Raw genomic sequence first — 24,977 nt, 5'->3', positions numbered from 1 at the left:
TTATGACCGCTGCCCTGACTTCTTCGCGCGCAAAAAGGTTCCCACCGACCGATTGCATCGCAGCATGAGTAAGGGCTTGACGATTTGTCTGCCCTCTGCAATTTTTTGCAGCCCGTGAAGAAATTTGCAAGTGGGACCTTTCGAGCGTGGCTGCACCTTCCGACAAGCTGCACATGATCGATGGCGATGCATCGCTCGCGACCCGCGCGGCGTGGCTGTATTTCGCTGCCGGACTAACGCAGTCGGAAGTCGCAACCCGCCTGAATATCCAGAGCACCAAGGCGCACCGCCTGATCGCGCGGGCGAGCCGCGAGGGCATGATCCGCGTTTTCGTCGAGGGCCCGGTGGCAGAGTGCGTGGCGCTGGAAAACACGCTCGCCCAGCGCTTCGGCCTGGCGTTCTGCCGCGTGGCGCCCGATCTCGGCGAGGGCGACCTGCCGCTCAAGGCGCTGGCGCTCGAAGGCGCAAGCTTTCTGCGCCAGACCCTCGAACGCGGCGAAGACAAGGTGATCGGCGTCGGCCATGGCCGCACGCTCGCTGCCGTGGTCGAACAGCTGCCGCAAACGCCCGCGCGCAAAGTGCAGTTCGTGTCGCTGCTTGGCGGGCTGACGCGGAAATTCGCGGCCAATCCCTTCGACGTGATTCATCGCCTCGCCGAGCGCACGGACGCAGAGGCCTATCTGTTGCCGGTGCCGGTATTCGCCAATTCGGTCGCCGACCGGGCCGTACTGATGCAGCAATTCGGCATTGCCGACGTGTTCGCGCTGGCGCGCAAGGCGTCGTTGCTGTTCGTCGGCATCGGCCAGGTCAGCCGTGATGGGTTCCTGGTGTCGAGCGGCATGATCAAGCCCGACGAGGTGGCCGAATTGAAGCGAGTCGGCGCCTGCGCCGATCTGCTCGGGCATTTCTTCAGTGCCGACGGAACGGTGCTGGATACCGACCTGTCGGCGCGGGCGACCTCCATGAGCGTGGCCGATCTCAGGAAGCACCGGATCGTCGCGATTGCCGGCGGCCCGGCCAAGGTGACGGCCCTGCGGGGCGTGCTGCGCAGCGGCATACTTCACGGACTGATCATCGACGAAGCGACCGCTCAGGCGCTCGCTTCCGACAAGCCGGAGAGAACGTCCGGAAGAGAAAAAAACAAAGGCCGGAAGGGAAAGTAAGAAGCGCAACCTGGGAGGAATGAATGTTCGATCGTGAGAAGAACCTTTTCGAATCCTACGCCGCCAAACGCATCAGCCGGCGTGATCTGCTGGATGGCGCCGCCAAGCTCGGTATAGCAGGCGTCGCCGCAAACGCGGCCTTCGCATCCTCCGTGTCGAGGGCAATGGCCGCGGATTTCAACTGGAAGGCCCACAGCGGCAAGACGGTCAAGCTCTTGTTGAACAAGCATCCTTACGTCGATGCCATGGTCGGCGATATCGAGGCGTTCAAGACGCTGACCGGGATGAACGTGGCTTACGACATCTTTCCGGAGGACGTGTATTTCGACAAGGTGACGGCGGCGCTGTCCTCGAAGTCGGACCAGTACGACGCCTTCATGACCGGGGCCTACATGACCTGGACCTACGGTCCGGCAGGCTGGATCGAGGACCTCAACACCTACATCAAGGATCCTGCAAAAACCAATCCGGCCTTCGCGTGGGAAGACGTGCTGCCCGGACTGCGTGCCTCGACGGCATGGGACGGCGTCGCAGGCTCCGAGCTCGGCTCCGGCAAGGCCAAGCAATGGTGCATCCCGTGGGGCTATGAGCTCAACAACATCGCCTATAATCGCAAGGTCTTCGACAAGGTCGGCGTCAAGCCGCCGAAGAACCTCGATGAGATGATCGAGGTCGCGGCCAAAATCACCAAGGATGCGGGAGGTCCCTACGGCGTCGGCGTCCGCGGCTCGCGCTCCTGGGCGACCATTCATCCCGGTTTCCTGTCGGCCTATTCGAACTTCGGGCAGAAGGACTTCGTGATGGAAGGCGGCAAGCTGAAGGCCGCGATGAATACCAAGGCGTCGAAGGAATTTCACGAGAAATGGGTCAAGATGATCCAGGGGTCGGGACCGAAGAACTGGTCGACTTACACCTGGTATCAGGTCGGCACCGATCTCGGCGCCGGCGCTTCCGGCATGATCTTCGACGCCGACATCCTTGGCTACTTCATGAACGGCGGCGACAACAAGGAAAAAGGCAATCTGGGCTACGCACCTTTCGCCGCCAATCCGGCAGCCAAGGCACCAACGCCCAATGTCTGGATCTGGTCGCTCGCGCTGTCGAGCTTCTCAAAGCAGAAGGACGCGGCCTGGTTGTTCATGCAATGGGCGGCCTCCGCGGAGCATGACCTGTTCGGCGCGCGCAAAATGGATTTTGTCAATCCGGTGCGGGCGTCAGTGTGGAAGGATAGCGAGTTCCGCGACCGGATCGCGAAATCCTATCCCGGCTATCTCGAGCAGCATGACGTCTCTTCGCCCGGTGCGAAGATCTACTTCACGGCGCAGCCGTTATTCTTTGATCTGACGACCGAATGGGCCGCTTCCTTGCAGAAGATGGTCGCGAAGGAGGTCACCGTCGATGAAGGATTAGACAAGCTGGCCGACAGCATCAATCGTCAGTTGAAGCAGGCCGGGCTGGGCTAATACCTCACACCGTGCTGCCGGTTTCGCGGTACCATCGGGATGCCGCCGGTTCGGTCCTGGCCACACCCGGACCGGCGGCATTCCGGCAAACCGTTCGTGGCCCCGTTATCATGACCATGCTGCAAATCCTCCAGACGAGCGCGCGCGCCGACCGCAAGGCAAGGCCACGCGGTCAGATGTTGCCGTACGTGTTGAGCCTGCCGGCGCTGCTCGTCTGCGTGGCCATCCTCGTTCCGTTCGTGACAGCGGCGATCTATTCGCTGCAACGCTATCGGCTGAACCTGCCATATCTGCGCGGCTTCATTGGCGTGCAGAACTATGTCGATTTCGTTTCAGATCCCGCGTTCTGGAACACGTTCCGCATCTCGCTCACCTATACCGCATTGACCGTTGTGCTCGAGCTCCTGCTCGGTCTTGCGATTGCGCTGCTGCTGCGGCGGCCGACCCGTTTCCACAACGCGGTCTCGATCGCGCTGCTGTTGCCGCTGATGACGGCGCCTGCAATCGCGGCGTTGATGTGGAAGCTCATGACCAATCCGAGTTTTGGCATCCTGTCGTATCTGGTCAGCCTGTTCGGCATCACTGATTTCAAATGGGCTTCCGATCCGTCGACCGCGCTGTTTACGGTCGTGCTGGTCGATATCTGGGTCTACACGCCCTTCATCATGATCCTGCTGCTCGCCGGGTTGCGGTCGCTGCCGCGGCAGCCGTTCGAAGCGGCGGCGCTCGACGGGGTGCCGGCAAGTTTCGTGTTCTTCCGGATCACGCTTCCGATGCTGGCGCCGTACATCATTACGGCCTCGCTGTTCCGCCTGCTCGACTCGATCCAGCAATTCGACATCATTTACGCCATGACGCAGGGCGGCCCCGGCGACCGGCTGATGGTGTTTCAGGTCCAGGCCTATCTCGAATTCTTCCAGTATACCAATGTGGGCCGCTCGACGGCGCTGTTGATGATCCTTTGGCTCATCACCAATATCCTGTCGAATATCTTCATCAAGAACTGGCTGCGGCTGCGCGCACGCGCGCACCATCAGGCGTGACGGTCAGGGAGAGCGGCGATGGAACATGTCAGTCTTGCAGGTCGCATCTTCCGGGGCGTAGCGCTCACGGTCATCCTCGTCTTCTTCATGTTTCCGATCTTCTGGATCCTGTTGATGTCGTTTCAGACCAACGAGCAGATCCTGCGGATTCCGCCCCGCATCTATTTCGAACCGACGCTCACCAATTACGAGGCGCTGATCTCGGGCCAGTTGCGTACCGCGGCTGGCAATCTCCAGATCTCCTTCATGCGGAATCTCTTCAACAGCTTTGTGCTGTCGAGCGCGGCGGTGGTGTTGGCGCTGCTGCTGGGTGTGCCGGCGGCGTACGCTTTTGCGCGCTACAAGTTCCGGCTGGGCGAGACGATTGCATTCACGTTGCTGTCGTTCCGCTTCGCGCCGCCGCTGCTCGTTCTGCTGCCGCTGTCGCTCTACTATCAGCAGCTCGGTCTCAATGACACCTATTTCGGAATCGTCTGGGTCTATCAGCTGATCGCGTTGCCTTTGATCCTGTGGATCGTGCGCGGTTATTTTGAGGATATGAGCCCCGACATCGAGCACGCCTATCGCCTTGCCGGCCATTCCTGGCGCGAGGCGTTCACGCGTATTGCGGTGCCGCTTGCCGGTCCCGGCATCGCGGCCGCCGGGCTGTTGTCGTTCATCTTCTGCTGGAACAATTTTGTCTTTGCCCTGATCCTTGCCTCCGCCGACAAGCAGCCGGTGACGGTGGGCGCGCTTGCTTTCGTCACCGCTTCGGGCATTCAGTATGGCCAGATCGCCGCGGCGATTGTGCTGTCGGTGATGCCGACCTTGCTGCTCGCGCTCTATGCGCAGCGCTATCTGGTCGAAGGCCTGTCGCTCGGTGCGGTGAAGGGTTGATCGGATGGCGCGGCTCGAACTTAAATCCGTCGGAAAGAGGTTTGGGGTGGTGCACCCGGCCGACGGCGTCTCGCTGACCGTCGAGCCCGGCGAAATCGTCGCCGTCTTCGGGCCGTCCGGTAGCGGGAAGACGGTGCTGCTGCGCATGATTGCGGGCATGTTCGAGCCCGATGACGGCGATATCCTTGTTGGCGGCCGCTCCATCGTTGGCGCTGCGCCGGAGCGGCGCGGGATCGGCATGGCGTTCCAGAATTTTGCGTTGTTCCCGCACATGACCGCGCGGGACAATATCGCGAGCGGGCTGGGAGCGAAGCGCGCTGCACCCGACGCCGCCGCGCGAGTCGAGGCGATCAGCCGGCTCCTGAAGATCGAGCACGTGCTTGGTCACGCCCCGCGCGAATTGTCCAACGGCCAGAAGCAGCGGACGGCGCTGGCGCGTGCGCTGATCGGCAACCCGGATGTGCTTCTGCTGGACGATCCACTGCGCAACGTCGACGCCAAGCTGCGCTACGAAATGAGGCTTGAACTGCCGAACCTCTTGCGCCGCGGCACTGCCGCCGTTCTCTACGTCACCCAGGATTATCGGGAAGCGATGGCGATCTCCGACCGCATCGCGGTGCTGGTGGGAGGCCGGCTCGAACAGGTCGCGTGCCCGGAGGCGATCTATGGCGCGCCGGCGTCGGTTGCGGTGGCGCGGTTGTTCGGCGATCCCAGCATCAATCTCGCCGAGGTTAAGCCGTTTGCCGAGCACGGTACGCTATCCGCGATGGTCTCTGGCGCGAAGGTGCGGCTCGGTTCGTCCGATGGACATCTGCCGGATCGTCCGTGCTGGCTCGGCGTCCGGCCCGAGGATCTGGTGATTTCATTCTCCGACAGCGAGGACGCGATACCGGCCCATATTCTCGCGGTCACTCCGATGCACGAGAAGGCGGTATTGCTGCTGCGGCTTTCGGACGGGACGGAGTGGCTTACGGCGCTGCCGCCCGAGGCACCGCATGGCGCTGCCAATGACGCGGTCTTCGTCCGCTTCGCGCCGGAAGCAGCTCTGTTGTTCGATCGCGCGACGGGGCTTCGAATAGGTCTGTCGCATCGGCGGCAGGCGGCGTGATGGGAGCGGGATGACCATGGGTAAGCTCGAACTTCGCGATATCGACAAGGTCTACCGCAGCCGCGGCAAGCCGCCGGTGCATGCCGTCCGCTCCCTCAATATGGACATCGAGAAAGGTGAGATCGTTGCGCTCCTGGGATCGTCGGGATGCGGAAAGACCTCAACGCTCCGCATGATCGCGGGCTTCGAGAGCGTGACGGCAGGCTCGATCGCGCTGCGCGGGCGGCGGATCGACGAACTGCCGCCGGCACGCCGGAAGGTGGCGATGGCCTTCGAAGGCTATTCGCTCTATCCACCCTTGACCGTCCGCCAGAACATCGGGTTCGCGCTAAAATCCCAGCAGCTTTCGCGGAGCGAGGTATCGCGCCGCGTCGATGCGGTCGCCCGGCTGGTCGAGATCGATGACATTCTGGAGAGTTTTCCGCGCGCGATTTCCGGAGGGCAGCAGCAGCGCGTCTCGCTGGCGCGCGCGCTGGTGCGGGACGCCGATCTCTATCTGCTGGACGAGCCGATGGGACAGCTCGAACCGCAGTTGCGGGCGGTGCTGCGTGGCCGGATCAAGAACCTGCTCGCAGAGCGCGAGATGACGGCGATCTTCGTCACCCACGATCAGACCGAGGCGAGCGCGCTTGCCGATCGCATCGCAGTCATGGAAGACGGGGTGTTGCAGCAATTCGCGAGCGAGAAGGAATTGAAGAACCGTCCCGCCAATCTGTTCGTCGCAAGCTTCATCGGCGAGCCGCCGATGAACTTGCTTGCGGCAGATGTCGCGCCGTCGGATGGCGGCTTCCGCCTGTCGATCGGCTCGGACATCATTTTTCAGATTCGAGGCGACGCACTCGACCGTGCGGCGGAGAAGACACTTGGTGAGCTGCCGTGCGTGCGGGTAGGTATCCGGCCGCAGAAGGTTGCCGTCGGGACAGGGGATGTGCGGGTGCGTGTTGTCTCCAACCAGTGGCTTGGCGATCAATCGCACATCGCCGGCGAATGTGCAGGCAACCTGCTGATTGCCGTGATGCCGAGCCGGATCGCGGCGCGGCCGGGAGACATCCTTCAGTTCGCGCTGGAGCCGCGCCACCTGCACATTTTCGGTCCCGATGGAGCTTGCATTCACCACGCGGAGGTTTCCTGACAATGGCCTCCACGCGCAGCCGAGACGTAATCATCGGCATCGATGCCGGCACTTCGTTGATCAAGACCGTGGCGTTCACGCGGGACGGACGGCAGCTCGGTGATTTCTCCCTGCCGAATACCTACAGCACGTCGCCCGGCGGTCGTGTCGAGCAGGACATGCCGCGCACCTGGAATGATACGGTTGCGGCGCTTCGCGGGCTCGCAACGAAGGTGCCTGATCTGGGCTCGCGCGTGGCGGCGATCGCGGTCACCGGGCAGGGTGACGGCACATGGCTCGTCGACGACGACGGCCGGCCGGTCGGACCGGCGCTGCTCTGGCTCGATTCGCGTGCGGCGGCACTGGTCGAGGCAATTCGCGCCAGCGAGCGCAACACGCCTCTTTATCGGCGTACCGGCTCCGGGCTAAACGCCTGCCAGCAGGGGCCGCAATTGGCCTGGCTGCACGCGCATGCTCCGGAGACGCTGTCGCGCGCGGCGACTGCCTTTCACTGCAAGGACTGGCTCTATTTCCTGCTCACCGGCAAGCGCGCAACCGACCCGTCAGAGGCGACATTTTCGTGCGGCGACTTCCGCAAACGTTGTTTTGACACCGAAACGGCGCGACTGATCGGGATTGCCGATCTGGTAAAACTGTTTCCCGAGGTTGTTGACGGCGTGGCCGTCACGCATCCGCTCAACGCTGTCGCCGCGGCGGAGACAGGCCTGCCCGAAGGTGTGCCGGTTTGTCTCGGCTATGTCGACGTGATCTGCACGGCGCTTGGCGCGGGGCTCCATGACCCGGATCCGGCGGTCGGCTGCACCATCATCGGTTCGACCGGGATGCATATGCGCCTTGTTCCGAACGCGGACGCGGTGACGCTGAACACCGAGGCGACCGGCTATACCATGGCATTCCCGGTGCCCGGCCATTACGCCCAGATGCAATCCAATATGGCCGCCACGCTGAACATCGACTGGCTGCTCGATCTCGCGCTGGACATGCTTGCCGTTGAGGGCGTGACACGCTCGAGGAGTGACCTTATTCGCCGACTTGACGAGGAAGTCCTGCAGGCGAAACCGGGTGAGGTGCTGTTTCATCCTTTCATCTCCAATGCCGGCGAGCGCGGTCCGTTCGTGGCCCATGACGCTTGCGCGCAATTCTTCGGCCTGCGCTCGCATCATCGCTACCGGGACCTGATGCGGGCCGTGATGGAGGGACTCGCTTTCGCTGCGCGCGATTGCTACGCCGCCATGGGCGCTCTGCCGCGCGTTGTGCGGATCACCGGCGGCGCGGCGCGCAGCCGCGCCCTTGGCGCCATCCTCGGTGCCGCGCTGGAATGCGATATCCAGGTCTGCAGCCGCGGCGAGGCAGGAGCTGCGGGGGCGGCGATGATCGCGGCCGTGGCGATCGGCTTTTATCCGGACATGACCGCCTGCGCCGAGGATTGGGTGAGGCCGTATCTCAACGAGCCGCAGAAGCCGGCTGCCGTGTTGGCGAGGCGCTATGCGCAGATGTTCCCGGCCTATCTCGATGCGCGCCTTGCGTCGCGGCCGGTCTGGAAGCGGCTTGCTGCGCTGCGTGCGGGGGGCGATCATGTCTAATTCGATCGCCATCGTCGGGGATCGCTTCATGCTGCCGTCGGTCTTTGCCGAGCGGATCGCGGCTGCCTGCGGCAACAGCGTCCATATCCGCACACTGGAGCAACCCTGGCCGGACGAGCCGATGGAGCACGGCTACGCGGGCTCGACGCTCGACGGGTTGAAGGAGTTTATGGGCGATCCCGATGAAGTCGCCGATTTCATCGGCGACGCCACACTTCTTGTCACTCATCTGGCACCAATCTCGCGGGCGATGCTGGAGCGGCTGCCGATGCTCAAGTTCATCGCGGTCTCGCGCGGCGGGCCGGTCAATATCGATATGCAAGCCGCGCGCGATCACAACGTGCTGGTCGTCAATACGCCCGGTCGCAACGCCAGTGCGGTGGCCGAATTCACGATCGGCGCCATACTCGCCGAAACGCGTCTCATCCGCAGCGGCCATGAAGCGTTGCGCGCGGGCGAATGGCGCGGCGATCTCTATCGGGCCGATCGCACCGGCCGCGAGCTCGGCGAAATGACCGTCGGGATCGTAGGCTACGGCGCGATCGGCCGCCGCGTGGTGAAACTGCTCAAGGCTTTCGGCTGCAGGCTCCTGGTGGCCGATCCCTATGTCCAGCTCAGCGCCGCGGACCGCAACGATGGCGTCGAACATGTCGCGCTCGATCAATTGTTGACGCGCGCCGACGTCATCAGCCTGCATGCGCGGGTGACGCGTGAGACCACCGGACTCATCGGTCGCGAAGCGCTTGCACGGGTGAAGAAGGGCGCGTTTCTGATCAATACCGCGCGCGGCCCGCTGGTCGACTATCAAGCGCTTTCCGATGCGCTGGCATCTGGCCAGCTCGGCGGCGCCATGCTCGACACTTTTGCCGTCGAGCCGGTGCCGCCCGACTGGCCGTTACTGCAGCTGCCAAACGTCACACTGACGCCTCACATCGCCGGCGCCTCCGTGCGCACTGTCACCATCGCCGCCGACCAGGCGGCCGAAGAGGTTCGCCGCTTTCTCGCGGGCGAGCCGCCGCTCAATCCGTGCTGAAGAAGAAGGGATCACGACATGACCCGTGAGGAACGACAATTGCGCGAGGCGATCATCGCCAAGTGCCGATGGATGAACGCGTCGGGTCTCAATCAGGGCACCTCCGGCAACATCTCCGCCCGCTACGAGGACAGGATGCTGATCACGCCATCAGCTACCCCCTATGACGCCATGAAGCCGGAGATGATTGCGTCGATGCCGCTCGAGGGTGCGTACGGAGAGTGGGCCGGGCCGTTACAGCCATCCACTGAATGGCGCTTTCATCTAGACATTATGCGGGCGCGGCCGGATGTCGGCGGCATCGTTCACACCCATTCCACCTATGCAACCGTGCTTGCCATTGCGCGCAAGTCGATCCCGGCCTGCCATTACATGATGGCGGCGTTTGGCGGGACCGATATCCGCTGCGCGGGCTACGCGCGCTACGGCACCAAGGAATTATCGGATCTCGCAATCGCTGCGCTGGAAGGCCGCAACGGCTGCCTGCTGGCCAATCACGGCATGATTGCGCTGGGGGCCAATCTGGACAAGGCCATGTGGCTTGCAGTCGAACTCGAGACGATCGCGCGGCAGTATTACCTTTCGCTCGCCCTCGGCTCTCCCTGCATCCTCAGCGATGAGGAAATCGCGGAAACGGCCAGGGGATTCTCGACCTACGGCCTGCAGGCCGCGCAGCCGAAGCCGGCGACGAAGGCGCGCGCATCGGTAGCGAAGGCCGCGGCGCGCCGGTCAAAGAAGAAGCTCAGCGGGAAGCGATGACGGACGCTGCACCGGTCACGGGCAGGGATCACGGGCTGGTCGACATCGCCATCATCGGTGGCGGAATAAATGGGGCTGGCATCGCGCGCGATGCCGCCGGTCGTGGGCTGAAAGTCCTGCTTTGCGAGAAGGGCGATTTCGCAGAAGGGACATCGTCGCGCTCTGGCAAGCTCGTGCATGGTGGCTTGCGTTATCTCGAATATTACGAATTCCGGCTGGTGCGCGAGGCCCTGATCGAACGGGAAGTGCTGCTGGCCTCCGCGCCCCATATCATCTGGCCGCTTCGCTTCGTTCTGCCGCATTCGCCGGAGCAGCGTCCCGCGTGGCTGGTTCGGGCAGGCCTGTCCCTCTACGATCATCTCGGCGGCCGCAAGCGCCTGCCGCCAAGCCGCAGCCTCGACCTCTCGCGTGCTCCCGAAGGGACGCCGCTGCGGCCCGAGTTTCGGCGCGCCTTCGAATATTCCGATTGCTGGGTCGATGATGCGCGGCTCGTGATTCTCAATCTCGTCGATGCCGCGCGTAACGGCGCCGAATATTGCCGCGCACCCGCGCTGTGCGCGCACGCAGGGCAGGGGACAGATGGCTACTCGAGATGCAGGGCGAGGATGGCGGCGCGCAGGTCGCGCAGGCCCGCGTGCTCGTCAATGCGGCTGGACCCTGGGTGCAGGACGTCGTGCAGGGAGTAGCCGGCCTGAATTCCGCTCACAACGTGCGGCTCGTCAAGGGCAGCCATATCGTGGTGCCGAAATTCTGGAGCGGGCCGCATGCTTACCTACTGCAGAACGACGATCGTCGCGTTATCTTCGTCAATCCGTATGAAGAAAATCTCGCATTGATCGGCACGACCGACATCCCCTATGACGGGCGTGCGGAGGAAGTGGCGATTGATAACGCCGAGATCGCGTATTTGCTGCAGGTGCTGTGCCGCTATTTTCGAAACGCACCGCAGGATCGCGATATCGTTCATGCGTTCTCCGGTGTTCGTCCGCTCTATGACGACAATTCGGAAAATCCGTCCGCAGTGACCCGGGACTATGTCTTCGAGATCGACGGCGCACCCGGGCTTCCGCCGCTGCTTTCGATCTTCGGCGGCAAGATCACCACCTATCGCAAGCTGGCGGAACATGCGCTGCAGCGCCTGGGACCCTGGTTTCCGAAGCTGTCGCCGGCGTGGACTGCGCATAAGCCGCTGCCCGGTGGCGAAATTCCCGGCACATTTGATGATTTCGCGGCGGATCTGGCCCGCGACTATGCCGGTCTCCCGCAGACGCTGGTCCATCACTGCGCGCGCTTGTACGGCACACGCGCGCGGGAACTGCTGGGGTCAGCCCGCTCCTGCGCGGATCTTGGATGCCATTTTGGCGGAGACTTCTATGAACGCGAGGCGTTCTACCTTCGAGAAACGGAATGGGCAGGGAAAGCTGCCGATGTTCTGGAACGGCGAACCAAGCATGGACTGCATCTGACGCCCGCTCAGCGGGCCGTATTCGAAGCCAGCGTCGGAAGCTAAGTCCTCAACTCAGTCCATCGTCGGCCTCAATTTGCCACAGGCGTTCTCTTTCATGAAAGTGACAACTGCTGCACGGTGCAGGCGTGCCAGTCCTCGTCCCATCACCGGAGCGATACGCTATCCACAAACTCATTGTAGGATCCCGTGGGAAGGAGGATCGCGACGCAACCGCAAAGAGTTCGAAGGATCGGCTTCAGGCTCGATCAAGGCGTCCGCTCACCAGATTGCTGCCGCGAGCGCCGCGACCAGCGCGGGCGGCGTCACCAGCACGCCAATTCTCAGGAAACGCCAGGCGGTGACGTCGATGTTTTCCCGCCGCAGCGCCACCAGCCACAGGATCGTTGCGAGCGACCCGGTCACCGAGAGATTGGGCCCGAGGTCGACGCCGATCAGCATCGCGCTCATGACCGGCGGAGGGAGGTGGTCGTTGACCGCGACCGAGCCCGCCACCAGGCCTACGGGAAGGTTGTTGGCGATGTTGCCTGCGATCGAAGTGACGATTCCGGCGCCCCAGGCGGCTTGGGTTGGTGATTTCTCGATTCCCGCTTGCAGAAGCGCGCTGAAATGGCCGATCGCGCCGGTCTTCACCAGCGCTTCCACCATCACGAACAATCCCGCAACCAATGGCAGCACGCTCCAGGAAACGCCTTTTATCACCGGCCAGGGCGACTGGCGGCTGAGAGCGAGCACTGCCGCAGCCGTTACAAGACCGCAAATCAAGGTCGGCAAACCCAATTGCACGTCAAGTGCCGAAGCGGTCAGCAGTACCACGCCGATCGCGGCGATGCCGATTGCGGTGAACTTGCCGCCGCGGCCGAGCTTGGGATGCGGCACGCGGCTCTCTATCTTCTCTTCAGCGAGCGCGTGGTGCTGAGTAAGGCGGAGCACGACATAGGTTACGACAATGGCGGCGATGGAGGGCAGCGCGAACTGGCGCAGCCATTCGAATAGATGGGGCATGCGCTCGCCGAATACCACCAGATTGGCCGGATTCGAAATCGGCAGAGCAAAACTCGCGGCATTGGCGATGAAGGCGCAGGCGAACAGATAGGGCAGGGGGCTCGCACCGGCGGCGCGGGTCGCGGCATAGACCGCGGGCGTCAGCACAATCGCAGTGGCGTCATTGGACAACAGCGCGGTGACTAGGATGCCGACGGCATAGACCAGAAGAAACAGCCGCTGTGGCGAGCCGCGCGCATGCTCGACCGCAAACGCGGCAAGGTAATCGAACAGGCCCTCGCGGCGCGAAAGCTCGGCGGTCAGCATCATTCCGATCAGGAAGAGATAGACGTCGAGGCCTTTGACAATCCCGTTCAACGCTTCGCGCGGGGTCAGCAGCCCCAACATTACCAGCGCAACGGCGGCCATCACCGCCCAGACCGCCTCCGGAAGACGAAAGGGCCTGACAATGACGCCTGCAGTTGCTGGGATAATGATTGCCCAGGCACAAAGCGATTCGTGATGCGGCATCGTCGTGTCGTCTCCAAAAGCTTCAAAAATCATCCCGCAGCGATGCCGGAAGCTGACGATGTCGTCTGCGTCATTCGGCTTGTCCCTGCATTGGAATGCGCGCACGTCTCGGGCAGCGCAAACCAGCAAATTGCAAAGCCAATTCCTGCGACTGCGCCGAGGCTGAGGAAGGCTGCGCTATAGCCCGCTTTCACGACGATCAGGCCGGCGAACGTGGTGGAGAGTGCCGCGCCAATGCCTTGCGCGGTGATGATCGCGCCTTGTGCGACGTTGAAGCGTCCGGTGTTGCGCGTCAGGTCGGCCACGATGACGGGAAAGATCGCGCCAAAGATGCCGGCGCCGATGCCGTCGAGGAGCTGCACTCCGACGAGCCAGGCCTTGTTGTCGGACAGCGTGTAAAGCGCGCCGCGAAGGGGCAGGATCAGTAGCGCGGCGAGGAAGAAGCGTTTGTGCCCCCATCGGTCGGCGCGGGCGCCCACCAGCATCGCCATCGGCACCATGGCGATTTGCGCCGCGGTGATGCAGGCCGACATCAAGCTGGTGCCGAGACCCTTGTCCTGCAGCGCGAGCTTTTGTCCAACCAGCGGAAGCATCGCCGCATTCGCGAGATGAAAGAGCATCACGCAAACCGCAAAGAGCAGAAGCGGGCGGCAAGTCAGGAGAATACTCAGGCTTGACGGCTGCTCCCGGGCTCCGTCCAGATTTATCCCATGGTCGTGCAGCCCGCGCGCCAGCTCATGGTCGATCGCGTCTTCCGGGATCGCCAGCACGCTGACGAGGCTTGCGATCGCCATGAAGGCAAGCAGATAGAACACGACCTGTGGGCCGAAGAAATAGGCGGTGCCGCCCGCAATCGTCGCAGCTGCCGCATTGCCGGCGTGGTTGAAGCTTTCGTTGCGGCCGACGCGGACGGTAAAGGCGCGATGGCCTGCGACGCCGAGCGAAACTGCGGCTATCGCAGGCGGAAAGATCGCGCCCGCCGCATGCGCGATGCCTTGCGACACCGCAACGGGCCAGAAGCCGGGGCAAAGAGGCAAGATCAGAGAGACGCAAGTGACGATCAGTGCCGCGCAGGCCATCACCAGACGTTTTGCCCTTATCGTATCGACCGCCGCGCCGGCGGGAGTCTGCGCGACAATGCCGGCAAAGCTGGCGATCGACATCACCACGCCGATGCTGGCTTCGTCCCATTTCTGATCAGTCAGGAGATAGACGGCGAGATAGGGCCCAAGCCCGTCGCGGACATCGGCCAGGAAGAAATTGGCGGCATCGAGGGCGCGGTTGGCGCGCTGTCTTGATACTGAATCGCTGGACATGTCCGGCCTCGACCATCGATGTGATTCCGCCAATTTCTTTTCACCGCTCTCCGCCGCAGGTGTGTGCAGCCTGATCGAACTTTGGTTTTGCCTCGTGCTTGGGCTTCGGCTTTGCCTCCTTGATCGGACGAAGATCGCCGCTGCCGGTGCCGATCTCCTTCGCATTCACCACGCGGCCGTGTTTGGTTTCGATGCCGTCGCCTCTCACGGCGATCCTCGCGTTCGGCGCAAGGAGCTTCGCAACCTGTTCAGCCTCCTTCGGCCCGATACGAATCACCGTGTCGTCGGCAAGTAGCGCGCCGCGGAGGTCGCCCTTCGGGCCGAATAGCGACAGCCGAACGGTTCCCTCGGCCGACATCTTCCTTTTTTCGAGCGTGGGATGCTCGCGGTCATGATCCGGTTCCCGGTCAATCACGCTCGCTCCGTTCGTTGTGGTGACCGCGACCGCCGCGATGAGGTCGGCTTTCCGCGGCCGGACGCCGCGGACACTGACCACGTCGCCGGCTTTTACGTGGCGGGTGAGCTCGGCCTCCATCTGCGGCGGCGTGTGAACGAGGACGGGCGCCTGCGTCTCGCCGCTCATGACAAAGCCGTCGATCTCGCCGTGCGGGTTGAGAAGGAAGCGTTCGACGGTGCCTTTCACTTCCGGCAGGCAATCGGGATCAATCCAGTGCATATTGTTCTCCTCTTTGGTCTGTTGCTTCTGAAATTCGCTGGCGGACTCAGCCGCGCGGCGGAGCCGGTGGGGGCGGCGGAGGCGGACCGAACCGGTCGGGGCCGCCGTTGGGGCCGCGCGGCGGACGCGGTCCGTCGAGCTCGGTCATCTGGCCTGGTGAAGCGCCAATCGCTTGCACGTCGACCACCCGGCCGAGTGCGGTGTCGAGCAGCTCTCCGCGTACGGAAACCATCTGCCCAGGCTGCAGCCAGTCGGCAAGACGCTCGGCTTCCGGCGGCGGCAAGCGAAGCTGGGTGCCGTCGTCGAGCAGCGCGCCGTTCACCTCGCCGCGCTTGCCGTGCAGTGTTGTAACGATCCGGCCGCTGAAGGCCTGCTGCATGCCGCCGCGGTCGGGACCGCGAGGTGGTCCGTTGTCGGCGACGCTTCTGCCGGTTGCGATGTTGGTGACCGAAGCTGCATCGACTAATGGAATCGCCCGCGCACGAAGACCGCGGATCGAAACCTCATCACCCGGGCGGATCGCATAGACGATCTGCGCGGAAAGATGCGGCGGCAGCTTCACTTCCGTGCCATCGGCAAGGATCAGCCCGTCAACGTCACCGCGCGGCGTCAACGTGTATTGCTTCACCCGGCCGCGCGACTCCGGCAGTTGCGACGAATCCCAGACTGCGCCGGGGGTTTGCGAATGGGCACTCGCGACGGCGCCGACGGCGGTCGCGGCGAGGAACGCGCACGCAAGTGCGCGCATCCGTGTCGTTGTCATCTTCATCATCAAGCTCCTTCCGAATGGCGACCTGGTCGCCGGCGCGAAAGGTTCAGCAACGGGCGTGCCAAAGCCGAAGTGCTTGTTTGTGAAGGAGTTAACGGGAGGTGAGGTAGTTCAGTCGTCGTCTTTTCCGACGGCGCGTGTCGGATTTTCTGACGCATCGCCGCCTGTCAGGCCGTAACGCTGCATCTTGGTGTAGAGAAGCTGGCGGTTGATGTTGAGACGGCGTGCCGCTTCGGTGCGGTTGCCGCCGCAGGCGTCCAGCGCCTTGCGGATCATCGCTTCCTCAAGCCGCGCTACCGCTGCCGGCAGATCGCTCTCCCGAAGAGCGGTCGGAATTGGGTCATTTTCCTCGGCGCTGGTGTCGATATCGCCGGCGTCGATGGTGTGGCTTCTGGTCAGTACGCACGCCCGTTCGATGACATTGCGCAATTGCCTGACATTGCCGGGCCAGTTGTAACGGCTGAGCTTGTCGATCGCGCTCGCACGGAGTTGCTTCATCGGTTGGCCGGGAGTGACCGATAGGGAAAGGAAGTGCTCGGTGAGCGGCACGATATCGGATGGCCGCTCGCGCAGCGGCGGGATCGCGATGGGAACCACATTCAGACGATAGTAGAGGTCTTCGCGAAACTCGCCGGCAGCCACAAGCTTTGGCAAGTCGCGGTGGGTTGCGGTAACGACCCGCGCCGTGGTCCGGACCGGCTTGCCGCCGACCGGAGTGATCAACTTCTCCTGCAGCACCCGGAGGATCTTCGCCTGCATCGCAAGCGGCATGTCACCGATCTCGTCGAGAAACAGTGTGCCGTTGTCGGCGTCGCGGAAGGCGCCGGTGCGGTCGCCGGTCGCGCCCGTGAACGATCCCTTCACATGCCCGAACAGTTCGCTTTCGAGCAGGTCAGGCGGGATCGCGGCGCAGTTGACGGCGATGAAGGGGCCGTCCTTGCGCCGGCTGTGCACGTGCAGCGCACGCGCCACCAGCTCTTTACCCGTGCCGGTTTCGCCGAGGATAAGAACAGTCGCCTGGCTGTCGGCAGCGAGCCCGATCGCCTTTTGCACGCGCCGCATGCCCTCGCTCGATCCGATCAGACTATCAAGGCTGCTCTTGCTTACGTTGACGACCGGCCGCCGCCGCGACGGCAGGCGCTCCATGAGGGTTTTCAGCTCAGCGCGTCCGATCGGCTTGGTGAGATGGTCGAAAGCTCCGAGCCGCATGGCTTCGATGGTATTATTGGCGCTCGCAAAGGCGGTCAGCACCACCACGGCAGGCGGGCTCTCCTGCGATCGGATGCGTCGCAGCACCTCGATTCCATCCATGCCGGGCATCTTGAGATCGAGCAGCACCGCGTCCATCTTCTCGGACAGCGCGGCAAGACCTTCGCGTCCCGATGACGCTGTTTGTGGCATGTGGCCGAGGTCGCTCAATGCCTCGGCGAGGCCCTCGCATAAGGCCGGGTCATCATCGATAATCAGGACGTTTGCCATGGCACCTCAATCTCAAACCTCGCACCGCGCCCGGTGTACGCAAGGCGAGCTTCTCCGCGGTGAGCACGCGCGATTTCTCGCACGATGGCAAGTCCAAGCCCGGTCCCCTCGGAGCGCGCGGTTGCGAACGGCTCGAACAGGCGCTCGCGCATCTCCTCGCTCACGCCTGCACCGCTGTCGGTCACGCATAGCAGCAACTTGTCCTGCTGGTGCAGGGCATCCACGACAATGCGTCCGCCAGCGGGCGTGTTCTGGATCGCGTTAAGAATCAGATTGTCGAGAGCCCGCTGCATCTGAAAGGGGTCGAAGCGAGGTAACGGATCGTTCGGCTCGGGAGTTCCCACCTCCAGCGACAAGCCGTTGGCTGCCGCGAGTTCCTGGTGAGGCTCGATCGTGTTTTGCAGGAACGGCGCAAGCTCGACATCCCTCAACTTGGGCTCGCCGGCCTGGGTCATTTGCAGCAGGTTGCGTAGCAGCGTATCCAACCGCGCGACCTGCTTGAGGATCGCCTCCAGCGCGGTCGTCTTGCGGGCATCATCGCTCGCGGCAAGAGCGTTTTCCGCCTTGAGCCGCATCGCCGCAATGGGATTCCGAATTTCGTGCGCTAGTCCTGCGGAAAGGTGCCCGACTGCTGCCAGGCGTTCGGCCCTACTGGCGCGACGACGCTCCAGCGCAAGCCGATCGCCGGTCTGGTTGAGCGCGTCGACCAGCCGGTCGAGCTCCTGCTCGCCGGTATGCGGAAGCGTTGGAAGGTCGACCGACCCGCTTTCGCCCTTGCCGAGCGCCTTCTCCAGCACAGCGATTTTCCGCGACCATGAGAACAGCACGCGCGCGAGCCAGATCGCCGATCCGAAGATGGTGAGTGCAAGCACGAGCAGCCCGGTCAACAATTGAGTGTAGGCCGGCCCCTCCGCTGTGAAGGCACGCGTCATGGTCCAGGCGGTGGTGCCCTGCAGCGGTCCACGCAGCGGGCAGGCGTGCACCAGCAGAGTCTGCGAGCGCGCCGGCTGCCGCAGGCCGGACGGCCGTCGGGAGCGGAATGCTTCGGCATTGACTTCACGGATCGTGCTCAGCTCTGCAGCGGGAAGATCCGTCTTCGGACCCGTACCCTCATAGGAGGGGAAGGCGTAGGCGAGTGAGCCAGCATCGGCTTGCCAGATACCGCCCTCGACGCCGTTGGCGCTTGAGAGCGCGACCTGAACCAGTGCCGTGAGCTCCTGCTTCACTCGATCGTCGACCTGCCCGCCAGTCCAACCGGAAACGAAGAATTGGTAGCGGTCGGCGATATCCCGGCAGGCCCGCGCGACCAACTCCTCAGAGCGCGCGACGCGCGCGTTCGCTGTCTGCTGAAAGGACTCGAACAGGAGATAGGCTGTCGCCGCTCCCGATAAGACCAGCATCATCCAAAGTGCTAGCAGTCGCGACCAAAGGGATCGCATCGAGGTTCCGAGGCAAGTGAAACGGCTCCCCAGTCTATACGAATTTGAAACGACCGCTATTGGACGGGCCAAACGCCGAGCAACTCAGAGAGCGCGACCGCTCCCCTCCGAAGCAACATTCCGGCAAGATTTCTTGCTCTATAATCGCCGAAACTGCGATTGCACTTGTGGAGCTCTAGGCGCGGGGAGGACGGCAGGTTGCTTTGCGTCTGAACTTAGGTGGATCGATAAGAAGTGTAGAAGCTTGGTGCAGCATCGCGGTACTGCACGAGCTCATGTGGTACTGCGATGCCGTACCAGGCGAGGTGCAGCATCGTTGAAGGACGAGCAGGCGATCCGCTTAACCACTTGAAACGAAAGGAAAATGCCTCCCAGTCAGCTTTGAATTTCTGTCGGCTAAAAAATCAGCTATTCCAGATGGGACGAGAAAGCGAAATAACATCAATATGTTAACGCATCGATTTTGCATTGCACCCATGATGGAGTGGACGGACTGAGCGGGAAAAGCGAAGCACGATCAGCACTTAAACCGGGTTGCGGTCAACCGTGCAGTACCAAATGCTTTACCACGCTGTCGGCGAGCGGCTTTCGATCAGGCTGCGTCCGAGACCCGCATTTCAACATGCAGGCCGGCAGCCCCGATCATATTGACTAAGGTATCGAGGCCGAACAATTCGATCTTGCCGCGCATGAGATCGGAGATACGTGGCTGGGTAACACCAAGCAGCTTAGCGGCCTCCGACTGGCTTAGCCCTGTCCGAGCGATATGATCCTTCAACGCCATGATCAACGCCGAACGGAGCTTCATGTTCTCAGCCTGCGCAGGCGTCTCCTCAATTGCGTCCCACACATTGGCGAAGCGTTTCTTGCTCATTGACCTAGCTCCTTTAACAAATCCCGATAACGCTGCGCGGCCAGGTTCAGATCCGCTTTGCTCGTTTTCTGCGTCTTTTTTTGGAAACAGTGCAGCACGTAGACGGCGTCGTCGAACTTCGCCACATACAACACTCTGAGCTCCCGCGGCTTCGCGAATTCGAATTTCGCGTACCCCCTCGGCCGACCGTATTCATAGCCTTCCAGTCGTCCGGCTCGCGCCCGCGCTGGATTTGGTCGAGTTGATATCCCGCTTCACGCCAGCTTCACGCCGGGCTGCCTGCGGAAACGCGCACAAATCGTCGAGTGCGCTGCCGCGGAACTCGACGGATTTGGGGCGATCATTGGGCTCAATATACATAATTTTGTATATTTCAGCAAGGGCGCGTGTTTCGACCCGAAAAATCGATTGGACAGACCTCCGTTACGCAACTAACGAACTCAATATGCCAATGAGTCTGCCGCTACCTGCGGAACTGGAGTCCGTACGAGAGGCCGCAAGGCGGGCGCTTGGTCCGATTTCCCCAGCTAGCGATGCCACACACGCGGACAGGGAGTTTCTTTTCAACGCAAAGCGCTCAGAAGCCGGTCGCAGCTTGCCACCGTACTATTTGGTCTACTTTCTTCTTGTAGACTTGCTTGGCTTCAAGAACTTGGGCCAATTCGAAAAGATTTCTTGGTCGGTGCCCATCGATTATCAAGGCAAGGCATTCTTGATCGAACATCGAAAATTCGGTGTCGGTGTTTTTGTTCACGATCTGGAAATGGATGAAGGCGCTGCGCGCGATATTGTGACGCACATCAAGAAGGCGACTAGGGCTGCCGAGCCCTTCTTCGATTGGCTTGCGGATAAAGCGGTCGAGGCATCTTCCGTTAACGTCACCAATAATAGCGATGCGCTTTTTGCGCGTTTCACGTATTTTAGGGAGGCTTATCGGAGCAAGGCTGTCGAAGCCGAAGCGCGCAAAGACGAAAAAACCATAACTGAGGGGGAAACGACTAGCGGAAAGTGGACATCAATATCGCGCCCAGCGTTCCAACTGCGCACGGAGGCTCAATGGCTGGCTCTTACCACAATCGAGTCCTTCTTCAGTTGGACTGAGCACGTATTCATCCACATTTCGATCCTCAGCGGGCGACTGCAAACTGGGAAAGACGTTGCGCGCCTTGCAGACGAAAATTGGGCTGAAAAATTTAAGTATGCGCTCGACCTTTCTGATTCTGCCACGAAGGGCTTCTACGACAAACTGATCGAAATTCGCAGGGAGCTACGAAATTTCGTGGCCCATGGTGCGTTCGGGAAGGATGGAAAGGCTTTCGAATTTCACTCCGGTGCAGGTGCTGTCCCTCTGCTGCTTCCTCATCGCCTTGGCAACAAGCGGCTGACGATGGGCGAGCGTTTGACTTTCGATGATGACGCCGCCTTGCAGATCATTGACGCGTTCATACTGCACTTGTGGAGTGGCCCCAGAGAGCCGGCCGAACTCTACATCCAGCAACGTCAGTTGCCGATCATACTGACCATGGCCTCGGATGGGACCTACGCTCGGGCTATGCAGTCTCTTGAAGAGATGGAACGATTCGTGGACCACTTGGCTGGTCGATTTGACCAAGCGGCCAATATGGATTGGTGATCCCAGTGCTTGAACCTTATTCCGTGCTAGACGCGCTAACGACGCGCGTGCCGGTCGCGCTAGAAAAGTTGCCAGACGAACACGGCGTCTATGCCCTCGTCGACCATTCGGGTCAGGTTCGATATTTCGGGGTCACTGCGGTAACCGGCGGCGGTTTTAGGGTGCGCATCAACAACAAGCATGGACAGGCTCGGAGGGATATAGCCACAAGTTCTCCCATGCCTACAACACCGGGAGGATGTGGCGCAGTCGCGAGCCGTGTGCTTTGCAGGAGTCACGAGACGCTAAAGCTGCTAAGCGGCTGCGCGCGGTCTTTTGCCGGAGGCACTGCAAGGCGGTATACTTCAGTGTACCATTGTTGGGCGCAGGACGAGACTATTTTAGTGAACTCGCCGCGCTCGAAAAGCAGATTCAATCCATTGCCCCTCCGTCGATGAGAGGATGGGAGAGATTGCACTTCACTGCCGAAGATGAGCCCAAAGAGATGGTCGATGCGCTGATTGACGAACTTGGTTATTCTGCCGAGTTGCGCAGAGCTTTGGAGCGGCAGGCGGTGTTGTTTGCGCGTCGCGCGTCTCTGTAGCAGCAAACAGGCGGTTACACCGAACGAACCCGTATAGCTACGCTCGGATTGCTGATCGATCAGGCGTCCGCGTCACGGTAGTGCCATTCCCATTTCAAATTCGACCAGCTGGCGTAGTTGGGCATTGCCAAAACACTTTGTCGAGGAGCGGTACTGCGCGGGCATTTTGGTACTGCCGTGCAGTACCGGGCATGGTCGAAATAAGTCAAAATAATCGAGTGATCAGATCAAGCCGTTGAAAAGAAAGGAAAATGCTTTAGCTCTAGCGCTTCGGATCGTCCGTCGAACCAAAAATCGATTGGGCCGCAAAGATTATTAAGTTGAATGAAAACAATATGTTAGAAGCCAGATTCTCCGTTGCACCCATGATGGATTGGAGCGAGAGTTCAAGTTTTTCAATTGGTTAGAGGGTGGCGTGTGCACGACGTGTGCACCGGGAGATCAAGAAAAATCTAGTGAGGGCAGGTGTGCGCGGTCGTTCTTTGGAGTGATCTGACATCCGCAGATCTCTGGACCACCTGAAGATCTGGATCGCGAAGGGCAGGGTAGCGTGCTGGCTGAGCGTGGATAATGATCTGCATTGCCGCAAGAGTAAGCTGCAGCGGTTTGGTCCTGAGACCCTTTCCAAGCTGCCGAACTGAACAGTCGGCTCTGCTGGATATGGCCGTGGACGCTCCCACCATCTATTCGCGGTGAAGCGGCGACCGCAGGTTCGGCGGTCGAACTGCGGGCGCTTTTGCAAATTCCGTTTCCCGCAGCCACGATTTGCGCGGAGACGAGCGCGCCACCAACATTGACACGGAAATCAATGACCGCATGCTGCGAGCGGCAGTTGCGTCCGCGCGACGCGATGATCAGTGAAGGCGTTGTAGATAAGGATCTTTGGGTCGCCCATAAGCGGTCCTGCGGCCGATGCGGTTCACTCCAGAACCTCGTACTCAAAGGCCACGCCTTCGGGATCGTTTTCCTCAAACCATTTTTCCGCGGCGTCCGTGGTGGCGAGGGCCGGACTGGCGCATTTCCCCAAGAGTGATTTTCTGCTGGCGCTGCATTCAGTCTCGGCCGCCGGAAACTGGGTGATTGGCCAAGCTTTTCATAGCCGACCTTTCCTCGTTCAAGCGCCTTTCGATAAACCCACGCTCAAGGTCCGAAAGATCGGTCTCAAGCAGCCGCCGATATCGGGTGATGTTATTATCATGTGCGCGCAGGCGGGCGACCTTTTCTTCGATCATCGTCGTCACCTGAAATAGGATAAAGGAAACAGCTTGGAGTCAAAATAAGTACCACCGCCATTCATCGCGCCCAATTCTGCCAAGAATCAGACCCGCTTGAACAGGCCATTCCGGGGGTAATCCGTAGTGGTAAGGCCCGGCGTATGTCGTCTGGAAGTGTCATGCGTCGGGCCGCCTATTCATTCCAAACGCGGTCGCCGCACTGCCCGCATTCAAATATATGAATGACGACTGCGCTTTCAGATTCCATGATCGTTTTGAGGAGAGTGAGCCTTCCTCCGCAGAACCGGCAGTCATGGTTTGATTGGTCCTGAACGGTGGCAATCTTCTCAGCTCGAAATAGCTCCATGGCGGCCCCCAACAAAGGGTGGGGTACGGAGCACCGGCTTCATGAGGCGTAATTGGGCAACAATTGATGTTACCAACAGTCTAGGCGACCGTTGCGATCGGCCAGTACGCAGAGAAAGCGCTGGGCAACCGCGATTACTTTCTCAACAAGCCTTACGGCGCCGGCTAGCGTTGCCGCGACGAAGCGGGCGGGGATCTCCGTAATCTTACGGGACCAAATTCCGATTCCTAGGTGACAAAGCGAACCGACACTGGTGTCTCTTCTGATCTAAGATGTTCGCGTTTCATCACGTTTCGGAATATTTTCGATTCGCCCGGCCAAAAGCCGGGCTTTCGTTTTCGGAGTGAAACGGCCCCAGTCCTCTCAATAACTGGGGCCGTCATTCCAATGCGCCATGCTGGAAAGCTTCTGGCGCCATCATCAACGCGCCCAGCTGCCTCCCGTTCCCATTTGCGCCGGCTCGAACAACGGCCTGATGGGGCACCCCAAAAGATCCGATTGGACACCCAATAGAGCAGGTACGAGGTACTCTGCCATTTGCTATCAAGTGGATGTGCCGAACCCAGTTTGTTTCTCGGCACAGACGCATATTCCTTACTTACGGCCCCAGCCTTCAAGCCCGCTGGGGCCGCATTTTAATTTGCGGTGTAGTCGGTTGCCAGGCTTTTCGTTGTAGATGGCTCCTTGAAGAAACGACCCCAGCCACGCACCCGCATCTGGAAATGGCCTTACCCCACAGATGATTTTAAGCACTCATGCAGTTGTCGGCGGCGCCATCGCTAGCCTGTTTCCTGCGCATCCGGTCCTCGTTGCGCTAGCAGCCTTCGCAAGCCACTTTGCGATCGATGCGATCCCGCATTGGGATTATCCCGTTCGGGCGATCTCGCTCAAGCTCGGCGCAAACAATCGGCGCCTAATAGGGGATCTGAGGCTCTATCTGGATTTGGCCCTTATCGGCTTCGATGCTTGTGCGGGTCTATTGATAGCAATTTGGCTCTTCGCGACGCCGGCGGCGACTGGAGTGATCGTGCTAGGCGCCCTCGCGGGGATGGCGCCCGACCCGGTACGGTTCGTGCACACCGTATTTCCAAATCGCCCCTTGGCGGCCTTGCAGCGTTTTCACAAGTGGATCCACACGAAGTCGAACCTTAAGTGGCCGCTCGGTATCAGCTCTCAAGCCCTTTTTGCCGCGGCCATATCCTGGGTAGTCTTGACCGTCGGCTAAGGGAGCAAACGTGGCGCTGAGGGCCTGCGGCCGATGCGGTTCACTCCCGAACCTCATACTCAAAGGCCACGCCTTCGGGACCGTTTTCCTCGAACCAGGTTTCCGCGGCGTCGGTGGTGGCGAAGACCTTGACGTGACGGGGTCGTCAACCTGCTTACTCGTATCGAGGTAGATCAGGTCCCTCTTAAGCTTGCGGCGCCAGGGCATGGGCCATGTCAGCCGTCGCAAAACCGGGTTTGCAAATTGAAGTCCATTGTGGATC

At 61.3% G+C, this 24,977-nt stretch carries 20 protein-coding genes and 3 pseudogenes; 15 read left to right on the top strand and 8 right to left on the bottom strand.

Going from position 1 to position 24,977, the window contains the following annotated elements:
* Window positions 1-173: 173 nt before the first annotated feature.
* The 11 genes and pseudogenes from V1293_RS09985 to V1293_RS09935 form a co-directional block, all read left to right on the top strand.
* A complete protein-coding gene (locus tag V1293_RS09985) occupies window positions 174-1,163 on the top strand; it encodes a sugar-binding transcriptional regulator (RefSeq protein WP_442894339.1) in 990 nt (329 codons plus the stop codon).
* A 23-nt stretch (window positions 1,164-1,186) separates the two neighbouring features.
* A complete protein-coding gene (locus V1293_RS09980) occupies window positions 1,187-2,626 on the top strand; it encodes an extracellular solute-binding protein (RefSeq protein ID WP_334508951.1) in 1,440 nt (479 codons plus the stop codon).
* Between the two features lie 116 nt (window positions 2,627-2,742).
* A complete protein-coding gene (locus tag V1293_RS09975) occupies window positions 2,743-3,669 on the top strand; it encodes a carbohydrate ABC transporter permease (protein ID WP_442894338.1) in 927 nt (308 codons plus the stop codon).
* An 18-nt stretch (window positions 3,670-3,687) separates the two neighbouring features.
* Window positions 3,688-4,545 carry a carbohydrate ABC transporter permease gene (locus V1293_RS09970; protein WP_334508947.1) on the top strand — a complete coding sequence of 286 codons (858 nt, stop codon included), beginning with the start codon at window positions 3,688-3,690 and terminating at the stop codon, window positions 4,543-4,545.
* 4 nt (window positions 4,546-4,549) lie between these two features.
* Entirely contained in the window at window positions 4,550-5,653 is a 1,104-nt protein-coding gene (locus tag V1293_RS09965) for an ABC transporter ATP-binding protein (RefSeq protein WP_334508944.1), read from the top strand.
* 16 nt (window positions 5,654-5,669) lie between these two features.
* Window positions 5,670-6,785, top strand: coding sequence for an ABC transporter ATP-binding protein (locus V1293_RS09960; RefSeq protein ID WP_334508942.1), 1,116 nt, complete (start codon window positions 5,670-5,672; stop codon window positions 6,783-6,785).
* Window positions 6,786-6,787: 2 nt separating this feature from the next.
* Window positions 6,788-8,368, top strand: coding sequence for an FGGY-family carbohydrate kinase (locus V1293_RS09955; protein WP_334508940.1), 1,581 nt, complete (start codon window positions 6,788-6,790; stop codon window positions 8,366-8,368).
* The gene (locus V1293_RS09950; protein WP_334508939.1) at window positions 8,361-9,401 is read left to right on the top strand and encodes a 2-hydroxyacid dehydrogenase; all 1,041 of its coding nucleotides are present in this window, start codon (window positions 8,361-8,363) and stop codon (window positions 9,399-9,401) included. The genes V1293_RS09955 and V1293_RS09950 overlap by 8 nt, the downstream gene beginning before the upstream one ends.
* Before the next feature lie 18 nt (window positions 9,402-9,419).
* A complete protein-coding gene (locus V1293_RS09945; protein ID WP_334508937.1) occupies window positions 9,420-10,160 on the top strand; it encodes a class II aldolase/adducin family protein in 741 nt (246 codons plus the stop codon).
* Window positions 10,157-11,670: pseudogene (locus V1293_RS09940) on the top strand (glycerol-3-phosphate dehydrogenase). Before V1293_RS09945 ends, V1293_RS09940 begins: the two are co-directional and overlap by 4 nt.
* 65 nt (window positions 11,671-11,735) lie before the next feature.
* Window positions 11,736-11,870, top strand: a pseudogene (locus V1293_RS09935) (GSU2403 family nucleotidyltransferase fold protein); the annotation flags it as partial.
* 16 nt (window positions 11,871-11,886) lie between these two features.
* Here the strand turns inward: V1293_RS09935 and V1293_RS09930 are convergent.
* The 8 genes and pseudogenes from V1293_RS09930 to V1293_RS36135 form a co-directional block, all read right to left on the bottom strand.
* Complete coding sequence (locus V1293_RS09930; protein WP_334508934.1) at window positions 11,887-13,140, bottom strand: arsenic transporter; 1,254 nt, start codon at window positions 13,138-13,140, stop codon at window positions 11,887-11,889.
* 29 nt (window positions 13,141-13,169) lie between these two features.
* Entirely contained in the window at window positions 13,170-14,456 is a 1,287-nt protein-coding gene (locus V1293_RS09925) for an MFS transporter (RefSeq protein WP_334508932.1), read from the bottom strand.
* Window positions 14,457-14,496: 40 nt separating this feature from the next.
* Window positions 14,497-15,132: a hypothetical protein gene (locus V1293_RS09920; RefSeq protein WP_334508930.1), complete on the bottom strand. Its 636-nt coding sequence runs from the start codon at window positions 15,130-15,132 to the stop codon at window positions 14,497-14,499.
* A gap of 46 nt (window positions 15,133-15,178) precedes the next feature.
* Complete coding sequence (locus V1293_RS09915; RefSeq protein WP_334508928.1) at window positions 15,179-15,904, bottom strand: hypothetical protein; 726 nt, start codon at window positions 15,902-15,904, stop codon at window positions 15,179-15,181.
* 108 nt (window positions 15,905-16,012) lie between these two features.
* Window positions 16,013-17,380 (bottom strand): sigma-54-dependent transcriptional regulator, encoded by a 1,368-nt coding sequence (locus V1293_RS09910; RefSeq protein WP_334508926.1) that lies wholly within the window; start codon window positions 17,378-17,380, stop codon window positions 16,013-16,015.
* A complete protein-coding gene (locus V1293_RS09905) occupies window positions 17,365-18,819 on the bottom strand; it encodes a sensor histidine kinase (RefSeq protein WP_334508924.1) in 1,455 nt (484 codons plus the stop codon). Before V1293_RS09905 ends, V1293_RS09910 begins: the two co-directional genes overlap by 16 nt.
* 592 nt (window positions 18,820-19,411) lie before the next feature.
* Window positions 19,412-19,693, bottom strand: a complete 282-nt coding sequence (locus tag V1293_RS09900; protein ID WP_334508922.1) for a helix-turn-helix domain-containing protein — start codon at window positions 19,691-19,693, stop codon at window positions 19,412-19,414.
* Window positions 19,690-20,053 (bottom strand): annotated as a pseudogene (locus V1293_RS36135) (type II toxin-antitoxin system RelE/ParE family toxin). The gene V1293_RS09900 and the pseudogene V1293_RS36135 overlap by 4 nt, the downstream one beginning before the upstream one ends.
* 85 nt (window positions 20,054-20,138) lie before the next feature.
* Between V1293_RS36135 and V1293_RS09890 the strand changes: the two are divergent.
* From V1293_RS09890 to V1293_RS09875, 4 genes are all read left to right on the top strand, one after another.
* Entirely contained in the window at window positions 20,139-21,326 is a 1,188-nt protein-coding gene (locus V1293_RS09890; RefSeq protein ID WP_334508918.1) for a hypothetical protein, read from the top strand.
* Window positions 21,327-21,777: 451 nt separating this feature from the next.
* A complete protein-coding gene (locus tag V1293_RS09885; RefSeq protein WP_334508916.1) occupies window positions 21,778-21,909 on the top strand; it encodes a hypothetical protein in 132 nt (43 codons plus the stop codon).
* Window positions 21,910-22,904: 995 nt separating this feature from the next.
* Window positions 22,905-23,159, top strand: coding sequence for a hypothetical protein (locus V1293_RS09880; protein WP_334508914.1), 255 nt, complete (start codon window positions 22,905-22,907; stop codon window positions 23,157-23,159).
* A 1,070-nt stretch (window positions 23,160-24,229) separates the two neighbouring features.
* Window positions 24,230-24,715, top strand: a complete 486-nt coding sequence (locus tag V1293_RS09875) for a hypothetical protein (RefSeq protein ID WP_334508912.1) — start codon at window positions 24,230-24,232, stop codon at window positions 24,713-24,715.
* The last annotated feature ends 262 nt before the right edge of the window (window positions 24,716-24,977 follow it).

It is taken from the genome of Bradyrhizobium sp. AZCC 1693, from assembly GCF_036924745.1.
GTDB lineage: Bacteria > Pseudomonadota > Alphaproteobacteria > Rhizobiales > Xanthobacteraceae > Bradyrhizobium.
The sequence above is the reverse complement of the archived record's forward strand: the minus strand, read 5'-3'. Positions and strand labels throughout refer to the sequence as shown.